The organism is Streptomyces sp. NPDC101194 (assembly GCF_044767885.1).
Taxonomy (GTDB): Bacteria; Actinomycetota; Actinomycetes; order Streptomycetales; family Streptomycetaceae; genus Streptomyces.
This window is the reverse complement of record NZ_JBIWOS010000005.1, coordinates 254,340-270,707: the sequence shown is the minus strand read 5'-3', so window position 1 is coordinate 270,707 and position 16,368 is coordinate 254,340. Positions and strand designations below refer to the sequence as shown.

Sequence of the window (16,368 nt, the reverse complement as noted above, 5' to 3'; positions counted from 1 at the left end):
ACATGACCACCCTGTCCTACGAGGCCGTCACCACCGCCGAGCTCGCGCCGGCGACGTACGAGCCCCTGCTCGACACAGTCGAGATCGCCGTCCTCGCCCCAGGGCGCGAACCGACGTGGACGCTGTCCGAACTTCCGGACGGGCTGAGGATGTTGAGCGTCGAAGCGGACGGTGCGCCGGTCGAGATCCGGCTGTCCCTCCCGCTGGGCGACGCGGCCGGTTACTGGCATCCCAAGGCCGGATGGACCCGCACCATCGTTGCCGACTGGGCAGGGCGATCCAGGGTCAGCCTCATCGACGGTCTCGCCTCCGGATGCCTGTACGACCACTCCGGCGCGACCATGCTCACCTTCGCGACGGCCGACCCGGTGCCGGAAGTCCAGCTCCGCTTCGGGGTGTCCGAGGAGAACGACGCCTATGTCGTGCACCTCGAGCTGCCCGCAGCGCCGGAACCGCACCGCATCCTGTTCGTCCCGAACAGTCCGTCGGTCGCCGCGGCCCTGGCCGCGCTGCGCGACTGGTACGCGGGTGACGTGCCGACCATGCCCGTCCCCGAATCTGCGCGCGTCCCCGTCTACTCCACCTGGTACGCCTTCAACCAGCAGGTGAACGCCGCCGCCGTCGAGCAGCAGGCCGAACTGGCCGCACAAGTGGGCTGTGGAGTTCTCATCCTCGACGACGGCTGGCAGAGCCTGGGAAGCGGACGCGGCTACGCGGGCTGCGGCGACTGGAATCCCGACCCGGTCAAGTTCCCGGACTTCACAGGCCATGTCGACCGCGTGCGCCGGGCCGGTCTGCGCTACATGGCCTGGATCGCCCCGCTGCTCCTGGGGCCGAGGGCCGAGTGCCACCAGCGGTGGGCTCCCTTCGCGCCGACCGCAGCCACGGTGCCCGGGGCCTACGTCCTCGATCCACGCCGGCCCGAAGTGCGGGCCCACGTCGTCGACATGTGCGTGTCCCTCGTCCGCGACCACGGCCTCGACGGCCTCAAGGTCGACTTCATCGACCAGGCCATGGTCTACGCGGGCGACGGCGGCGGCGACATCGGGGAGGCACTGACCCTGCTTCTCGCCGACCTGCGGTCCGCGCTGGAAGCGGTGCGGACAGACCTGCTCCTCGAATTCCGGCAGCCCTATGTCGGCCCCGGCATGGCGGCGTTCGGCAACATGCTGCGATCCTTCGACTGCCCCGCGGACGCCACGGCGAACCGAGTACGCACGATCGACACCGCGCTGCTCGCCGTCGGCGGAGCCGTGCACTCGGACATGCTCCTGTGGGACCGGACGGCGCCCGTGCAAGCCGCGGTACGGCAAATCATCGGGGCGCTGCACTCGGTGCCGCAGATCTCCGTCCGGCTCGACACGCTCCCCCCGGACCACCTTGAGGCACTGCGCTTCTGGCTGACTCAGTGGCGGCGACTGCGTCCGCAACTTCTCGACGGAACGGTCCGTCCCGGCCGCCCCGACGACCTGTACACCCTGGTGCGTGCCGAGGCGGACGGGGTCGGCGTGGTGAGCGTGCACAGCGAGCGCGCGGTGCCGGTCCGGCTGGCGGAATTCCGCGAGACCGTGCTGGTCAACGGCTCGGATTCGGACCGAATTATCCTGGACGTACAAGAGGCCGCAGCACATGCGGAAGTCCGGATCCATGCCCCTGACGGCCGTATGATCGAGCGGACCTGGATCACTCCACAGGCCGGTCTGCACAGCGTTTCTGTTCCGCGCATGGGACTGGCCCTGGTCAGGAGCGACGCATGAAAGCCCATTCGAAAGGGAGCCAATGAAGGTCGGCATCGTCGAGGTCGCGGCTCGCGCGGGAGTGAGCGAGGCGACGGTGAGCCGGGTCATCAACCGGCGGCAAGGTGTGGCAAAGACGACGCGGGACGCTGTCGAAAGTGCCATGGCCGAGCTCGGGTACGAACGTCCGGTGCAGGGGCAGTTGGTCGCCATTGTCACCGAACACGTATCCAACCCGTTCTTCGCCGACGTCGCCGAACGCATCGAGTCCGCACTCGCCCCGCACGGACTCAAGACCGTGCTCTGCCCGGCCTTCCCCGGTGGTGTGCAGGAGCGTGACTTCATCACGTCCGTCGTCGACAAGGGCATCGCGGCCGTGGTCTTCCTCTCGGCGTCGAACACGCTGGAGGGCGCCGACACCGAGTCGTACGAGATGCTCCGCGCCCGCCGTATCCCCTACATCGGCGTCAACGGCACGTTCGCCGACGGGGTGCCCGCGCCCGTCTTCTCCACGGACGACATGCTCGCCGCGGAGCTGGCTGTCGATCACCTGCACCGTCTTGGCCACCGTCGTATCGGGATGGCCTCCGGACCGATGGGCAATCATCCCGCCGACCGGCGTGTGCGGGGCTTCGTCGAGGCGATGACAAGACGCGGTGTCGAGGACGCCGAGAGGTGGGTGATTCGTCAGTCGTACACCGTGGAGGGCGGTCAGGGGGCTGCCGCGTCCCTGCTCGGACTCGGCGCCACCGCCATCGTCGCGGCAAGTGACTACATGGCGCTCGGCGCGATCCGCGGCATCCGCCGGCAGGGGTACGCCGTGCCTGATGACGTGTCGGTCATCGGCTACGACGGTGCGATGATCACCGAGTTCGTCGACCCGCCCCTGACGACGGTGCGCCAGCCCGCGGACCGGCTGGCGCTGGAGGTCGGGCGGAGCGTTTTGGCGCTCGTCAGCAACCGGGACGTACCGACCGGAGAGCTCCTCTTCGACCCGGAACTGGTGATCCGAGCCTCAACGGCTCCTGCTCCCGAGGAGTGAGCAGGGCACGGCCGGCCGTGTCGCCCCCTACTGGGGGAGGGCCACGGTCGGCCATCTGAGCTGCGGGCCCTGCTCGGAACCCAGCCCCTGATCATTGGTCCGAGGAGCCGGGCGCAACTTCGCCGGCGAGGCGGTGCCGGCCGGCCTGGTCCGGACGGCGAGGGAGGACCCGCGCACGGCCATCATCGGTGAACACAACGAGGCGACCACCGTGTATCCGGGGTTCGCCAAGCGGGCCACCGCCGTCGATGACACCACCGCCGCCCGCTGCTTCCACAATGCTGCAGCTGCCGAGGCCAGGCACGCAGCCGCCTTCCGATAGGCACTCAACCCGCTGCACCGACCACCCTGACCGCACCCGGGGACCGGCCGCACGTACCACGCGAGGCAGTCCGGTCGGCCGACCTCTGACCCAGGCCGACCGGACTGTCTCTGGCGCGGCTGCTGCCGCGTCACCACCCGGCACCGGACCCGCTCGTTGAGAAACGGCCCTGCCGGGCCGCCTTCGCACCCGAATCACTGATCCGGTACACCTGGACGGTCGCGCCGACGGCCACGGCCAGGGCGATCGCCAGTGCCACGACGCGCACCAAAACAGAAGAAGCCGACCGGGCCACGGCGGACGCCCCGCCGTCGGTGGGGCCGCCGGCCTCCCCGCCGCGGTCTCGTTCCCAGCGGAGGTCGGCGCGGCCGAGCAGCCAGACGGCGACCGTCAGCACGAACAGGGCGATCGCCCATGGAGTGGGACCGGGCCCCCTCTCGGCGTGCTCTCCCACAAGCGCGCTCTGCCGCACCCGGTCCTCCAGCCACTCGCCGGATTCGGCGGTCAGCACCACCAGGACAGGAGTGACCAGCCCCATGACCGGCAGCACCCGGCCGAGCCTGCGCGCCGCTCAAGTCCACAGCGGACAGACCACGAGCGCCAACGCCGCCAGCGGGACCAGCACTGCTGCGCCGTGAACGAAGAGGGGATGGCCGGGAAGGCCGCTGATCAGCCCAACGTCCACGGGGTCTCCTGGGCAAGCGGCGCATTAACTCGTTCGGCCGACAGCGGTCGCTGGTGGTCATCAGCCGCGATGTCATGACGGTGCGACCCGCGCTCGGAGCGGATGCGCGGCGGGTCACGCACTTCAGAGAGGCCGGCTCGTGCCAGCCGGCCTCGGAAGAAGGAGACAGCGATGGAGCGCAACCGGGGAGATCGTGTGCAGCACCAGGCCCCAGGACATCCAGAAACACACCCGCCTCCGGGCGAGGCAAGGTCCTGGTCTCGATCGGCGGCTTGACGTCCGTGCCGCCGGCGAACGTCTCCGCCTGTGCGGGCCGGGAGCGGCGGCGCCACGGATCGCCGCCGACCTGGAGTGGTGACGGACGCTCCGTTTCCGGTTCCCGATCCTCCTCAGGGAATCAAGCCGCCATCAGAGCCGAATGGCGACACGGAGCGGCACCACCGCAGGTGAGACGGGTGAGGCGATATGTTGCAGGAGCGACGGAATTGAACGGAGTGGGCGATGGCGCGTCCTTGGCTGAACGTGCTGGCACAGGTGCTGCCCGTCCCGCTCGGGCTGCTGCTCAGCGGTGCTCTGGTCTGGGGTGCCACCAACGCCGACTGGAGTGACACCAGCAGCAACAGCGGGAACACATGGGTCTCCGGCTCGGCGGGACTGGCCAACGACAGCAAGGTGCCCATGTTCCGCATCGACAACATGCGACCTGGCGACACAGGTTCCAACTGCATCAGGATCGAGTCGAACGCCAGCTTTCCCACTGCGCTCAAGCTGTACAGCAACTCGCCGAACTGGCCCAGCAACTTCCAATCCTTCATCGACCTCAAGATCGAGGTGGGCACCGGCGGCACCTTCGGCAACTGCAACGGCTTCACTCCGAACAGGACTGCGTTCGACGGCACCCTGGACCAGTTCATCGCCCTGTACACCGACTTCCGCACCGGCTTGGGTCCCTGGACCCTGCCCGGCAGGCCACCCAACTCGCTGAGCTTCCGCTTCGCGTGGAAGTTCAGCCGGAGCGCGCCCAACAGCTCGCAAAGCGTGGCCACCAACGAGGCGTCCTTCACCTGGGAAGCTCGGGAACGCGAGTGACCTTCCCCAGTGAGCCGGCCGCCGCCGCGCCGCGCCGGCCCACGGCCGAGGGTGCCCCGCACCCGATCCGCGTGGTCGCCTCGGTCATCGCACGTACCGTTCTCGGCTCGATGATCGGGCTGCTGGTGTGGGCGCACGTGCCCGTGCTGGCGCTGGGTTGGACAGCGGGCGTGGTGCAGTCCGGCTCCATGCGTCCCGCCCTCGTGCCGGGTGACGTCGTTCTCTACCAGCCGCCGCGCGACCGTACACCGGCGGTGGGCCAGATCGTGCTGGCCCAGGACCCCACCCGACCCGGTCATCTGCTCACCCATCGGGTCCACCGGGTACTTCCCAACAACGACCTGATCACCAAAGGTGACGCCAACCCCGCACCGGACTCCACCCCGATCCGACCCACGGCGCTCCAAGGCGTGGCGCGACTGCGCGTGCCCTGGATCGGGCTGCCGGCCCAGCTCTGGCGTGCCAGGCGAACCGTGCCCGAGGCGATCGTGCTGCTCGGACTTGCCATTCTGCTCGCGTTCGCCGCTCTGCCACTGCGCAGCCGCAGCCCACACAAGTAGCCACGGTGGCGTCCTGACCGACGCGTGACAGCACCGGGGCATGTGATGAGCCTTGCGGCAGACCCGGCCGTGGCACGCACCAGCCTCCGAGGAATGTTCCGGGAGGAGGGCAGGAGCCGCCGATCTCGGCTTGGGCGGTCCCGACAACGACCCCGACGACCCGGTCGTCGTCACCGGCGGCCGGGGCGACCAGCACCGTACGGCCCTCCAGCCCTATCGGTGCCGATGGCCCACCGGGGCCGTGCCTCTGTGAACCACCGGCGCCATGCGACGGGAGGGCCGGTCGGGTGCCCCGGTGATCAGGGCGGAAGGGTCCTCACGGCGCCCCGTGGAGACGACCCGGGGAGCGCTCATCCGGTGTGCCGGCCCGTTCCGGCGCGGTGGTTCGTGCGTCGCGAGCCGAAGGTCAGACCGAGCCAGCACGCCCAGCCGATGGGTTGCAGCACCCAGTAGCTCGCCGCCCGGTAGAGCAGCGTGAGCGCGATTGCCTGGTCGGTGCGCAGCCCGTACAGCACGAGCAGCGCTGTCAGGCCGGCTTCCACCACACCGAGACCGCCCGGTGTCAGCCGCAGGCTGCCCGTGATCTGGGTGAGCGTGTATGCCACGAGGATCCCGCGCCAGGGAATGCCGATGCCCAGCGCCCATGCGCAGGCGAGGAGGCAGGCCGCGTCGCACGCCCAGTTGAGCAGCGCGAGGGTGAAGGGCTGCCACCAGGGGCGCAGTCCCGGTTGAACGGCATGGACGTGCCGACCGAGGGCAACCAGTCCGTCCTCGATGTTCCGCAGCTGCTGGGAACGTACCCCGAGCCGCCTCCACAGCCGCCGGAATCGGCGTCGTACCGGCCCGAAACGGGAGAGCCCAGCGACAGCTCCCACCATCACACCGAGAACCGCCACGAGCCCGAGCGCCACGGGCCACAGCACACCGAGCTCTGTGGGGCCGCTCGCCAGAGCACCGATCACCAGCAGCGCAAGGAGAGCGGCCACCGACAGCACTCCCGAGACGGCAAGCACCGCCCCCGCGAGTACCTGCCCCACGCCTTTGCGCCGCAACTGCGTGAACATCCACGCGGCCGCGAACGCCGCCCCGCCCGGCAGTGCACCGGCGACGGCGTTGGCCGCCAGCACGATGGTTCCGACGGCCTGGGGGCGCAAGCGCGCCCCGCCCATCCGCAGCAGGCGCTGCTGCAGTGCGATCAGGGCGCCGAGAGACGCTGCCTCGAACCCGGCGACCAGGAAGAGCCGGGGCAGCCGGACTGCGGTGATCAGGTGCGAGGCCGCAACCAGGTCGTGCCGCCGGTACACCGCGACGACCGCCGCGATCACCACCAGGGCGACGGAGCCGAGCCACCACAGCCGACGTGGCGCCCTGCAGGGTGCGGCAACGAAGCCCTCGCCATGCTCGACCTTCTCGTCCGCGCCGCCCATGTCGGCCACCGTACGGCGCCACACCGCCCGACGAGACGAGCCGTAAGCGATCTGTCCTTCTACCGGGGCCGCCAGCGGTCCCGTCGTGAGCGCAACCGTCGGCAGGAGGCGCAGGGACGGACCACTCACCCGACGACCGTGCGGTAGGAACACGCAACGGCCTGCCTGCCCGTCCCGGGCTCACCGGACCTCGGCCGAGTTGTACCTGTCCCGCGCGTGCCGGGCCGAGCCCGGTGGCAGCTGCCCGGAGGTCTCCACCTGGGCACCGAGGGTCTGCTGGGGTGCGTGAGGACTCCTGGTCGCGGTCGGCCGGGTTCTCCGGTCGGGACCGCGCGGTGACCAGGCCCCGACACGGTGCGTTCGCTCCCGCTGGAGAAGGCGTTGATCCTGGAGGTGGGACGCCCACCTGTGATGTCTCTTCGCATTGCGGGAACGGTCTCGCCGAGGTTCGTCCTTTGCCAAGGGAGCCGTCCGGTGATCACATCAGTTCGTCCGTCAGGCCGGCATCTGTCGCGCTCGGCCAAGCCGGGACCCCCGCGCGAGGCCCCCAAGCCGCCGGTGCCTTCGCCAGGGCCTTCCTGGTCTCGCTGGCTGCTGCCCGTCGCTGCGTTGGTCTTGCTGCTCGTGGTGCTGATGCGAACCACCTCCCCCCAGGGGGGCGCGTCGCTGTCGTACAGCGAGTTCGTCGGCAAGGTGAGCGTCGGTCAGGTCAAGACGGTCGACATCGACGACAAGGGCGCCATCGAGGGAACGCTCAAGGACGGCAAGAAATTCACCACGCGGATACCCACTGCTTTGGACAACAGTCGCCTGGAGCAGCAGTTGGAGTCCAAGAACGTGGAGATCACCGCGTCCCGGAGCAGCAGCGGCAGCCCCCTCGGGACACTGCTGGTGCTGTTCCTGCCGCTCCTGTTCATCGTCTCTCTGTTCGTGTGGGCCGGCCGCCAGGCGGCAAGGACACCGGGCGGGGGGCTCAGTGCCATCGGGCGGGCTCGCGCCAAGATCATCGAGACCGAGCGGCCGACCACCCGCTTCGAGGACGTCGCGGGCTACGGGGGCGTCAAGCAGGAGATCAGCGAGATCGTCGACTTCCTTCGCAGCCCCGAGCGCTACGCGGTCGCGGGAGCCAAGGGACCACGTGGTGTGATCATGGTGGGTCCGCCGGGCACCGGCAAGACCCTCATCGCCCGCGCGGTGGCCGGTGAGGCGGAGGTCCCGTTCCTGTCGGTGACCGGCTCGGCGTTCGTGGAGATGTTCGTCGGTGTCGGGGCCTCCCGGGTGCGCGACCTGTTCACCGAGGCGCGCAGACGGGCGCCGTCGATCATCTTCATCGACGAGATCGACGCCGTCGGCAGCCGTCGCGGCGGCGCTGCCCGGCTGGGCGGCAACGACGAACGCGAGCAGACCCTCAACCAGCTCCTCGCCGAGATGGACGGCTTCGACCAGGCCAGTGGCATCGTCGTCCTGGCCGCGACCAACCGACCCGAGGCCCTCGACCCGGCGCTGCTGCGTCCCGGCCGCTTCGACCGGCACGTGACCGTACCGCTGCCCAACCAGGACGAACGGGCGGCCATCCTGGCCGTCCACGCCCGCGGCAAGACCCTGGCGCCGGACGTCGACTGGGACACCGTCGCCCGGGCCACGCCCGGCTTCTCCGGTGCTGACCTCGCCAATCTGGTCAACGAGGCCGCCATCAATGCGGTCCGGGCAGGGGGTGCCGTCATCGACGCCCAAGGCCTCGGCGACGCCCGCGATCGGCTGTTGCTGGGGCGCCGGGAGTCCACCAACGCCCTGCTGCCCGAGGAACGGCACTCCGTGGCCGTCCATGAATCCGGACACGCACTCATGGCGGCCCTGTGCGAGCACGCCGACCCGGTCGCCAAGGTCACCATCCTGCCCGCCGGGCCTTCGCTGGGTGCCACTGAGCAGCTTCCGGAGGCCGAACGGCACCTGTACAGCGAGGGCTATCTGACCGACCTGCTGACCGTCCGGCTCGGCGGCCGCGCGGCCGAGCTGGTCGTCTTCGGTGAGGGATCGACGGGTGCCGCCGACGACCTGGCCGGCGCCACCCAGCTCGCCGCCCGCATGGTCCGCGAATTCGGCCTGTCTCCAGCCCTCGGCCCCATCGGATACGGTTCCGGAGCCTCCCGCTACCTCGGCGGCGAGAGCACCGAAGAGACGCTGCACCGGCCCTATTCCGAGCAGACCCAACGCATCGTCGACGAGGAGACCGCGCGCTTGCTGCGGGAGGCCGAGGAACGTGCGGTGGTTCTGCTGCGTGACCACCGGGAGGCGCTCGACACCCTTGCCGGACTGCTCACCACCCGCGAGACCGTCGACGGAGCCGTGGTCCTCGACGTACTCCGACAGCAACAGCAACCGCAACAGCGGTCGGACGACCACCGCACCGCGGCGAATGGAGAGCCGACGTCTTCCCCGCGACGCCGCGGCGGCGCCGGCAAAGAAGAAGGAGGCGACCATGGAGAAGCAGCAGCCGGGGGCGGGCCACGGTGAGCAGGAGGTCTTGGCGCGGACGGTCGCTGACGTGATGCGCACCTCTGTGGTCACGATCGATGTCGACGAAACCGTGCTCGTGGCCTGGGAGCTGCTGGAGCGTTCCGGCTCCCGTCACCTTCCGGTCGTGCACCCGGACGGTCGCTGTGCCGGCCTGCTGGACAGGGCCGACGTGGCGGTCGTCTGTGCGGCACCGGCCGCTTCGCTGTCCGGCCTGCGCGTGGGCGACCTCCTGCCCGCCCGCAGGTCGGCCCTTGTACGTGTCGAGCAGACCGTACGCCACGCAGCCGACCTCATGAGCTGTACCGAAGCCGACGCTCTGCCGGTGCTGGAGGAAGACGGGCGTCTCGCCGGGATGCTGACCGCTGCCGACATCGTCACGGCCCTCGCCGGTCGTCCGGCGCAGAAGGACCCCGCCGATACGCGGCCGCGGGCTCCGTCCACGGTGTTGCCCGGGCTCCCGCCTCGGCGGGGCTACCGTGGAGCGGCGGTTCCTTGAGCGCGCACGACCGAGCTGAGGCGTGACTATCGAGGTGACACCTGGTACGGCTGTCCTGGTGTCACCTGGCTTCGGCGCCAGGTCCGTGAGGGCACCGAGCGCGCAGGCGAGGTCCCGCGCCTCCTTGTTCGCCCGCCTGCGGTCTCAGGTGTCGGATGCCATCCGCCTTTCGAACGTGATCGTTCCGTTCGGCTTGGGTGGGCATGAACTCCAGCCTGATGCGGGACGGTTCGTCTCCTGTGTGAGGTGGCTGTTGCCGTCGGCGCCCGGCCTGCTGGGGCCGCACCGCGCTCCGGTCCGCGATGATTTCGTTGTGAGGGTGAGCACCGGCGTTCAGGGCCAGGCAGGCGGATGCGGTGGGTGTGGCGTCACCTGTTCGGCACCGTGCCGCCGCCCGGATCGTGGCATTCCTGGGCGAGGATCGACGGAGCGAGAATTCGGCCGCACGATTGAAGGGTGTCGTTTCGGCCTTCATGTGGAGCGCTTGTCCACGGACTCGCACGAATCACACGAAAACCCCGGGACGTCGGGGTCTACGCCCTCGGCGTCGCTCTGGAGCGGTCATCACGGCTGCGTGCCGGTCCGGGTTCGAGTACGGGAGAGACGCTGTGCGGGCGACCTTTACGCTAGGGCGGATCGCGGGGGTCCGGATCGGGGTCCACTGGAGCGTGGTGCTCATCTTCGGCATCATCGCGTTCGGACTCGCGCAGGGTCGTCTCCCGCATGCGTATCCGGGCCATGCCCCGGTGGTGTACTGGCTGGCCGGCCTCGGGGCTGCCGTGGTCTTCCTCGCTTCTCTGCTCGCCCACGAATTGGCGCACGCCGTGGTGGCGCGGCGCAACGGGGTGGCCGTGGACGACATCGTGCTGTGGCTGCTGGGCGGGGTCGCCCGGCTGAAGTCGGAGGCGTCGAGCCCGGGGGCGGAACTGCGGATCGCGGGTGTTGGCCCACTGGTCAGCCTTCTGACAGGCGGGCTCTTCGTGCTGGGCACCTGGCTGCTCGCCCTGTTGTCCGCGCCCGGGCTGCTGATCGAGGTGGTGGCCTGGCTTGCGGGCATCAACCTGTTGCTCGCCGTCTTCAACGCCCTTCCCGCCGCTCCGCTCGACGGCGGGCGGCTGTTGCGTGCCTTCCTGTGGTGGCGTACGGGAGACCGGTTGCGAGCGACCGCCGGGGCCACCATGGCGGGACGCGTCCTTGGCTGGCTGCTCGTTGCGCTGGGGCTTGTGGTGTTCATGAGAGGCGGCGGTTTCAGTGGGCTCTGGATGGCCTTGATCGGCTGGTTCCTCATTGCCGCCGCCACCGCTGAGGGGAGGCAGGCGCACCTGCGCGGTGTGCTTGCCGGTGTCCCGGTGCGTGATGCCATGACAAGGGATCCGCTCACGGTGCCGGCGGTGCTGACGATCGCGGACCTGCTGGCCGATCCACGGTACCGGTACCGGCATTCGGCGTTTCCGGTCAGCGGTGTGGACGGGGCACCGGTCGGGCTCGTGACGCTGGACGGCGCCAGGCGGGTGACGACCGAGAAGAGCGGGACGGTGACGGTGGGCGAGGTGATGGTACCGCTGTCACAGACCGCCATTGCGGGCCCGGAGGACTCACTGGCGGATCTGCTGCCCCGCATGGAGCCGGGGGCCGAGCACCGGGTCCTGGTGATGGACGAGGGCAGACTCGTCGGCATCCTGTCGCTGTCGGACGTCAGCCGTACGCTGACCTGGCTGATGAACCCCGCCCCGAGAGGGCCGCACGGTGTCGGTAGCCCATGACGGGGTGGCCGACTGACCGTCCGGCGAGCACCTGGCGGACCTTGTCGGGTCACGCTGATCCCGGAGACCGGGAAGGCGACGTGTGTGCTGGTGCTGCGCGGGCGGTTCACGATGCCGGAGGCCATGACCGGCATGGTCGTGTTCCGCGTACGACAGAGGCAGCAGCCGACGCAGCCCCGCAGTCCGTTCGTGACCCACGCATGGCCTTGTGCCTGTCCGAGTGGCCGGGCACTGCTGCGCCGGTGCGAGGGCTGCGGGACACAGTCGTCGCACACATCATCGATGCCCTGTTGAGATGGCGGTCCGAGGTTGCAGCAGGGATCGTGAGTACGGGACACCAAGCGCGACCAGGCAGGTGCGTGATGAGCGATGAAGCAACACCAGCCCCGCGGATCGTGGTGGGCGTCGACGGCTCCGAATCGTCGAAGGCAGCCCTGCGGTGGGCGGTCGGCCAGGCGAAACTGATCGGTGGCGTGGTCGACGCGACGATCGCCTGGGATTTCCCGACGGGCTGGTACGGCTTGGCCCCGCCCACGGACAAGGATCCGGCCGACTACCAGAAGCGGGCACGCAGGATCCTGGACCAGGCGATCGACGAGGCCCTCGGCCCGGGCCCGGGACGGCCGGTCGACCTCCGCCCCATCTCGGCCCACGGGCACCCGGCTGCCGTACTGCTCGATGCCGCTGCGGGAGCACGCCTGCTGGTTGTGGGCAACCGGGGGCACGGCAGATTCAACGAGGCACTTCTGGGCTCGGTCGGCCAGCACTGCGTGCAGCACGCCCCGTGCCCCGTCGTCGTGGTCCGCGGATCGGGCCACGGAACCTGAACAACGCGGTCTGCCCCACCGTCGCCGCACCCTCGATGCCGGCCGCACCCATGGCCGAGCGCCTGCTTCGCTGATCGTGGAAGGCCGAGTTCCTGGCACCCTCGTTCGATGGCGATCGCGCCTCGCACCCCGTGCGGAGCGATGAGACGTGGCGGCCCCGTCGGAGTGTCGCGCAGGGGCTTCCTCCGCACCTCTGCTCGTTCGTCCATGTACACCACCTTGTGATCGTTCGGTCCAGTTGTGAGTTGTGGGATCTGTCCTGGGGCCGTGTCCGTCGCTGGAAGGCGGAATGGTTCTCCTGCTCGGTAGTGGCGTGGGAGACGTCGCCGGGCTGGAGCTGTATCTCCGATGCGGGTTCCACCGGGTGCTTCTCGGTGCGCGCCCCTAACGTTGGATATGTGGCCGGCCCCGGGAGCGGGGCGAGACGGAGGCACCGTGGGCGACAACGGAACTGATCGCTGCGGCGTGGAACGCCGTCGGCTGAGCACGTTGCCGGAGGACCTCCAGGGCCGTCTCGACACCGTGAAGCGCGGTCCTGCCGAGGCGGCTGTCCTGTTGGACGCCGTCATGTCGGTGGGCAGAGGGCTCGACCTGCCCCAGGTGCTGCACCGTATCGTCGAGGCTGCGGTCATTCTGGTCGATGCCGAGTACGGAGCTCTTGGGGTCGTCGGCGACGGAACCCAACTCACCCAGTTCCTTCCGGTGGGCATCACGGGGGAGCAGCGCGAGGCCATCGGCCTCCTGCCCGAAGGGCACGGCATCCTCGGCGAGCTGATCCGCCACCCCGAGCCGCTGCGGCTCACGGAAATCTCCGAGCATCCGTCGTCCTACGGGTTTCCGCCGAACCATCCTCCGATGCACTCGTTCCTGGGGGTTCCCATACGGGTCCGCGACAAGGTGTTCGGCAATCTGTATCTCACCGAGAAACGGGGCGGCCGCCCATTCGACACCGAGGACGAGACCTTGCTCTCGACACTCGCGGTGGCAGCGGGATTCGCCATCGAGAACGCGCGTCTGTATGCCCAGACGCGCGACCGCCAACGCTGGCAGGAAGCCAACAGCGAGATCATCGCGGGCCTCCTGGGCGGAGAGGACCAAACGCGTATCCTGAGCAGGATCGTCGATCACTCCTCGCGTATCCTCGCCGCGGATCTCGGTGTCCTGGCACTTCCCACCGACGCCGAGGGGAAGGCCCTCCGCGTGGTGCTGGCAGCGGGTGTGGACGCCGAGATGCATCGCGGTCTGATCCTGCCACGTGAGGGATCGTTCGTCGGGGCGGCTCTCGACGCCGGAAAGCCGATCACCAGCCTGGATGTCGCCCACGATCCCAGGATCACCGAAGGCCCCCCGAGGTGGCTCGGTCTCGGCCCGGCCGTCGCGGTTCCGATGGTGACGGGGGAGCGGACCCGTGGGGTGCTGCTGCTGGCCCGGGTACGGGAGCGTCCCGCGTTCACCGAGGCGGAGACCCAACCCCTGCTGGCGTTCGCCGGTCAGGCGGCCTTGGCGATGGAGCTCACCGAACGGCGCGAGTCCGCCGAGCAGATCGCCTTGCTGGAAGAACGGGACCGCATCGCCAGGGATCTGCACGACCTGGCAATTCAACGGCTGTTCGCCACCGGCATGACGCTGCAGAGCGTGGTGCGGCTCGTGGAACAGCCCCAGGCGAGTGAGCGGTTGCTGCGCGCGGTGGACGATCTGGACGAGACCATCAAGATCATCCGGTCCACCATCTTCGGACTCCGCGCCCGTGACTCGGGCCGTGCCGGCCAGGGGCTGCGTGCCCGGACGGTGACCACGGTCGAGCAGGCCGCACGAACTCTGGGATTCCAACCGTCCCTGCGGATGGGAGGGCTGATCGATACGGATGTGCCGGCCGAGATTGCCGAGCACGTGATCGCGGTCCTCGGTGAGGCGCTGAGCAACGTCGCCCGCCATGCAGGGGCGACGGCGGTGGATATTTCGCTGGTGGTGGGTGAGGGGGTACTGAGCGTTGTCGTGTCCGACAACGGCGTGGGCATGCCCGAGGACAGCGGCGCCCGAAGCGGGCTCGACAACCTCGCACGGCGCGCCGGGAAACTCGGCGGTGAGATGAGTGTGGGGGCGTCGAGGCAGGGCGGCACCCGGCTGAGCTGGCGTGTGCCACTGCGGCTGTCCTGAGACCGGTCGCCCGTGACGATGCCGGGCACCGGGTGGGGCGGCCGTGGGCGCGCAGCGATGGCCGCTGCCCGGATGTGGCGCTCGGCACCCGGCTCGGCGTCACCCACATCGGGCCCGCCCCTATGGACGACCCGTATCTCGCCGCCCAGGCGATCACAGTGCGCGCTTGATTGCCACGAGGCCGAGAATGGAGTAGTACTCAGCTGCTTCCGGAGGTGCGTGGCGTGAATGCCGTACACGGACGCCTACAGAGTTCGGCCGAGAACCATGATCGCTCAGCCAAGCCCGATCGCCTTTTCGACAAGGAGGGCGAATGGGCAGCCTTGATGTCCTTCTCACGCAATCCGCATCCGGGAACGGGCCTGGGCGTCGTCATGGGGCGGCCACGCCAGGGCAAGACCCTCCTGCTGGAATCGGTGGCTCGCGCCACGGGCGGGTTCTACTTCTGCGGACAGGAAGCCACCGAAGCCGAGTCTTTGCGCAGGCTGGGCGAGGAGTACGCACGATACCGGCAGGTCGCACAGCCCAGTCACTGGCGCAACTGGCGGGAGGGTATGGATGCGTTGCTGGCGCTGGGGGATTCAGGGCCACTTCCTGTGATCATCGACTCGTTCCCCGATCTCGTCGCGGCGAGCCCGGCTCTGCCGTCGGTCATCCACGGTGCACTTCGGCACCTCGACAGACCACCGCTGGAGAACCGTGTGCGATTGCTGCTCAGCGGTGAGACCGCACCGGTCATGACCCGGCTGTTCGCACCTTCATCGCCCTTGCACGCCCTCGCCGCTCTGAAGCTCGACATCCAGCCCCTGGACTTCCGCAAGGCCGCGCAACTGTGGGGCATCGACGACCCGGAACTCGCCTTCCTCGTCTACACGGTCGTCGGCGGGACGCCTGCCTACCGGCACGACTACGTGAACGACGATGTTCCCGTCGATCGCGACGACTTCGATGCCTGGGTCTGCCGCACCATCCTGAATCCATGCACGCCGCTGTTCCACGAGGCACGCCACCTTCTCGACGAGGAGACCGGGCCCTGGAGCCACGGGGTTTCTCACTCCGTACTCGCTGCCTTGGCCAGTGGATGCACGACCCACGGCGAAATTGCCACTTTCCTGGGACAGCAGCTCACCGACGCATCACGCGCTCTCGGACTGCTCCGCGACCATGGTCTGCTCCAATCTCAGGCGGATGGACTGCAGCCGGGGATCACGCGTCATCGCATCGCAGACCCGCTCCTCGCGTTCGAGCACGCCGTGGCACGCCCGCGCAGAGCCGCTCTTGAGCAGAGCGACGCCGAGACGGTGTGGCAGGGCGCACGAGCCGATTTCGACACTCTCGTCGCCGGCCCCCGGTTCGCCCAGGTCTGCAGGGACTGGGCGGCCTGCTCCGCCGGGTCGTCTGCCTTCGGTGCCGAGAATGTCACTGCTTCCCATGGCTCCCTCGGCGACCCGTCGGCGACTGCCAGGCTCGATGCCGAGGTCGTGATCCGCAGACAGGACGGCGACATGACCGGCCGCCTTCTGTCAGTCGGGCTCGCACGATGGCACACAGGCATGGACCTCCACCATCTGCAACGCTTGTGGCGCATCGTGGAGGGGCTCACGTCACGTGAGGATGTCAGCCAGGTTCGCCCGGCCCTCTACGGCGCTGCGGGATTCAGTCCCGAACTGCACGCGGCGCACGCGCGTGGCGACGTCCTGCTCGTAGATCTTGAACATCTCTACCGGGAGCTCTAACTTGATCTTTA

13 protein-coding genes are annotated in these 16,368 nt (G+C 69.3%); 11 read left to right on the top strand and 2 right to left on the bottom strand.

Annotation, left to right across the window (positions count from 1 at the left end):
• The first annotated feature begins 2 nt into the window (after window positions 1-2).
• The 3 genes from ACIRP2_RS21090 to ACIRP2_RS21080 all read left to right on the top strand — a co-directional run bounded on the left by ACIRP2_RS21090 (window position 3) and on the right by ACIRP2_RS21080 (window position 3,100).
• Entirely contained in the window at window positions 3-1,757 is a 1,755-nt protein-coding gene (locus ACIRP2_RS21090; RefSeq protein ID WP_404252381.1) for a glycoside hydrolase family 36 protein, read from the top strand.
• Between the two features lie 22 nt (window positions 1,758-1,779).
• The gene (locus tag ACIRP2_RS21085; protein WP_404252379.1) at window positions 1,780-2,778 is read left to right on the top strand and encodes a LacI family DNA-binding transcriptional regulator; all 999 of its coding nucleotides are present in this window, start codon (window positions 1,780-1,782) and stop codon (window positions 2,776-2,778) included.
• 94 nt (window positions 2,779-2,872) lie between these two features.
• Window positions 2,873-3,100 carry a ferritin family protein gene (locus ACIRP2_RS21080; protein WP_404252377.1) on the top strand — a complete coding sequence of 76 codons (228 nt, stop codon included), beginning with the start codon at window positions 2,873-2,875 and terminating at the stop codon, window positions 3,098-3,100.
• Between the two features lie 130 nt (window positions 3,101-3,230).
• On the opposite strand, the gene ACIRP2_RS21075 is transcribed toward ACIRP2_RS21080, so the two are convergent.
• A complete protein-coding gene (locus ACIRP2_RS21075) occupies window positions 3,231-3,650 on the bottom strand; it encodes a hypothetical protein (protein WP_404252375.1) in 420 nt (139 codons plus the stop codon).
• 636 nt (window positions 3,651-4,286) lie between these two features.
• Here ACIRP2_RS21075 and ACIRP2_RS21070 point away from each other — a divergent pair.
• On the top strand, window positions 4,287-4,874 hold the full coding sequence (locus tag ACIRP2_RS21070; protein WP_404252373.1) for a hypothetical protein: 588 nt from the start codon (window positions 4,287-4,289) through the stop codon (window positions 4,872-4,874).
• Window positions 4,871-5,434, top strand: a complete 564-nt coding sequence (locus ACIRP2_RS21065) for a signal peptidase I (RefSeq protein WP_404252371.1) — start codon at window positions 4,871-4,873, stop codon at window positions 5,432-5,434. Before ACIRP2_RS21070 ends, ACIRP2_RS21065 begins: the two co-directional genes overlap by 4 nt.
• A 350-nt stretch (window positions 5,435-5,784) precedes the next feature.
• On the opposite strand, the gene ACIRP2_RS21060 is transcribed toward ACIRP2_RS21065, so the two are convergent.
• Entirely contained in the window at window positions 5,785-6,861 is a 1,077-nt protein-coding gene (locus tag ACIRP2_RS21060) for a YbhN family protein (RefSeq protein ID WP_404252369.1), read from the bottom strand.
• Window positions 6,862-7,335: 474 nt separating this feature from the next.
• Here ACIRP2_RS21060 and ftsH point away from each other — a divergent pair, with 474 nt between their 5' ends.
• From ftsH to ACIRP2_RS21030, 6 genes are all read left to right on the top strand, one after another.
• Window positions 7,336-9,375, top strand: coding sequence for an ATP-dependent zinc metalloprotease FtsH (ftsH, locus tag ACIRP2_RS21055; protein ID WP_404252367.1), 2,040 nt, complete (start codon window positions 7,336-7,338; stop codon window positions 9,373-9,375).
• Entirely contained in the window at window positions 9,341-9,874 is a 534-nt protein-coding gene (locus ACIRP2_RS21050; protein WP_404252365.1) for an HPP family protein, read from the top strand. Before ftsH ends, ACIRP2_RS21050 begins: the two co-directional genes overlap by 35 nt.
• Window positions 9,875-10,482: 608 nt before the next feature.
• Window positions 10,483-11,637 carry a site-2 protease family protein gene (locus ACIRP2_RS21045; RefSeq protein ID WP_404252363.1) on the top strand — a complete coding sequence of 385 codons (1,155 nt, stop codon included), beginning with the start codon at window positions 10,483-10,485 and terminating at the stop codon, window positions 11,635-11,637.
• A 362-nt stretch (window positions 11,638-11,999) separates the two neighbouring features.
• Window positions 12,000-12,464, top strand: coding sequence for a universal stress protein (locus tag ACIRP2_RS21040; protein ID WP_404252361.1), 465 nt, complete (start codon window positions 12,000-12,002; stop codon window positions 12,462-12,464).
• Window positions 12,465-12,860: 396 nt separating this feature from the next.
• On the top strand, window positions 12,861-14,621 hold the full coding sequence (locus ACIRP2_RS21035) for a GAF domain-containing protein (RefSeq protein ID WP_404252359.1): 1,761 nt from the start codon (window positions 12,861-12,863) through the stop codon (window positions 14,619-14,621).
• A gap of 224 nt (window positions 14,622-14,845) precedes the next feature.
• Entirely contained in the window at window positions 14,846-16,357 is a 1,512-nt protein-coding gene (locus ACIRP2_RS21030) for an ATP-binding protein (protein ID WP_404252357.1), read from the top strand.
• The last annotated feature ends 11 nt before the right edge of the window (window positions 16,358-16,368 follow it).

Bases quoted from the DNA above. Each gene is read 5' to 3' on its own strand.
- ACIRP2_RS21090 (WP_404252381.1), top strand. From the start codon at position 3: ATGACCACCCTGTCCTACGAGGCCGTCACCACCGCCGAGCTCGCGCCG.
- ACIRP2_RS21085 (WP_404252379.1), top strand. From the start codon at position 1,780: ATGAAGGTCGGCATCGTCGAGGTCGCGGCTCGCGCGGGAGTGAGCGAG.
- ACIRP2_RS21070 (WP_404252373.1), top strand. From the start codon at position 4,287: ATGGCGCGTCCTTGGCTGAACGTGCTGGCACAGGTGCTGCCCGTCCCG.
- ACIRP2_RS21060 (WP_404252369.1), bottom strand. From the start codon at position 6,861: ATGGGCGGCGCGGACGAGAAGGTCGAGCATGGCGAGGGCTTCGTTGCC.
- ACIRP2_RS21050 (WP_404252365.1), top strand. From the start codon at position 9,341: ATGGAGAAGCAGCAGCCGGGGGCGGGCCACGGTGAGCAGGAGGTCTTG.
- ACIRP2_RS21040 (WP_404252361.1), top strand. From the start codon at position 12,000: ATGAGCGATGAAGCAACACCAGCCCCGCGGATCGTGGTGGGCGTCGAC.
- ACIRP2_RS21035 (WP_404252359.1), top strand. From the start codon at position 12,861: ATGTGGCCGGCCCCGGGAGCGGGGCGAGACGGAGGCACCGTGGGCGAC.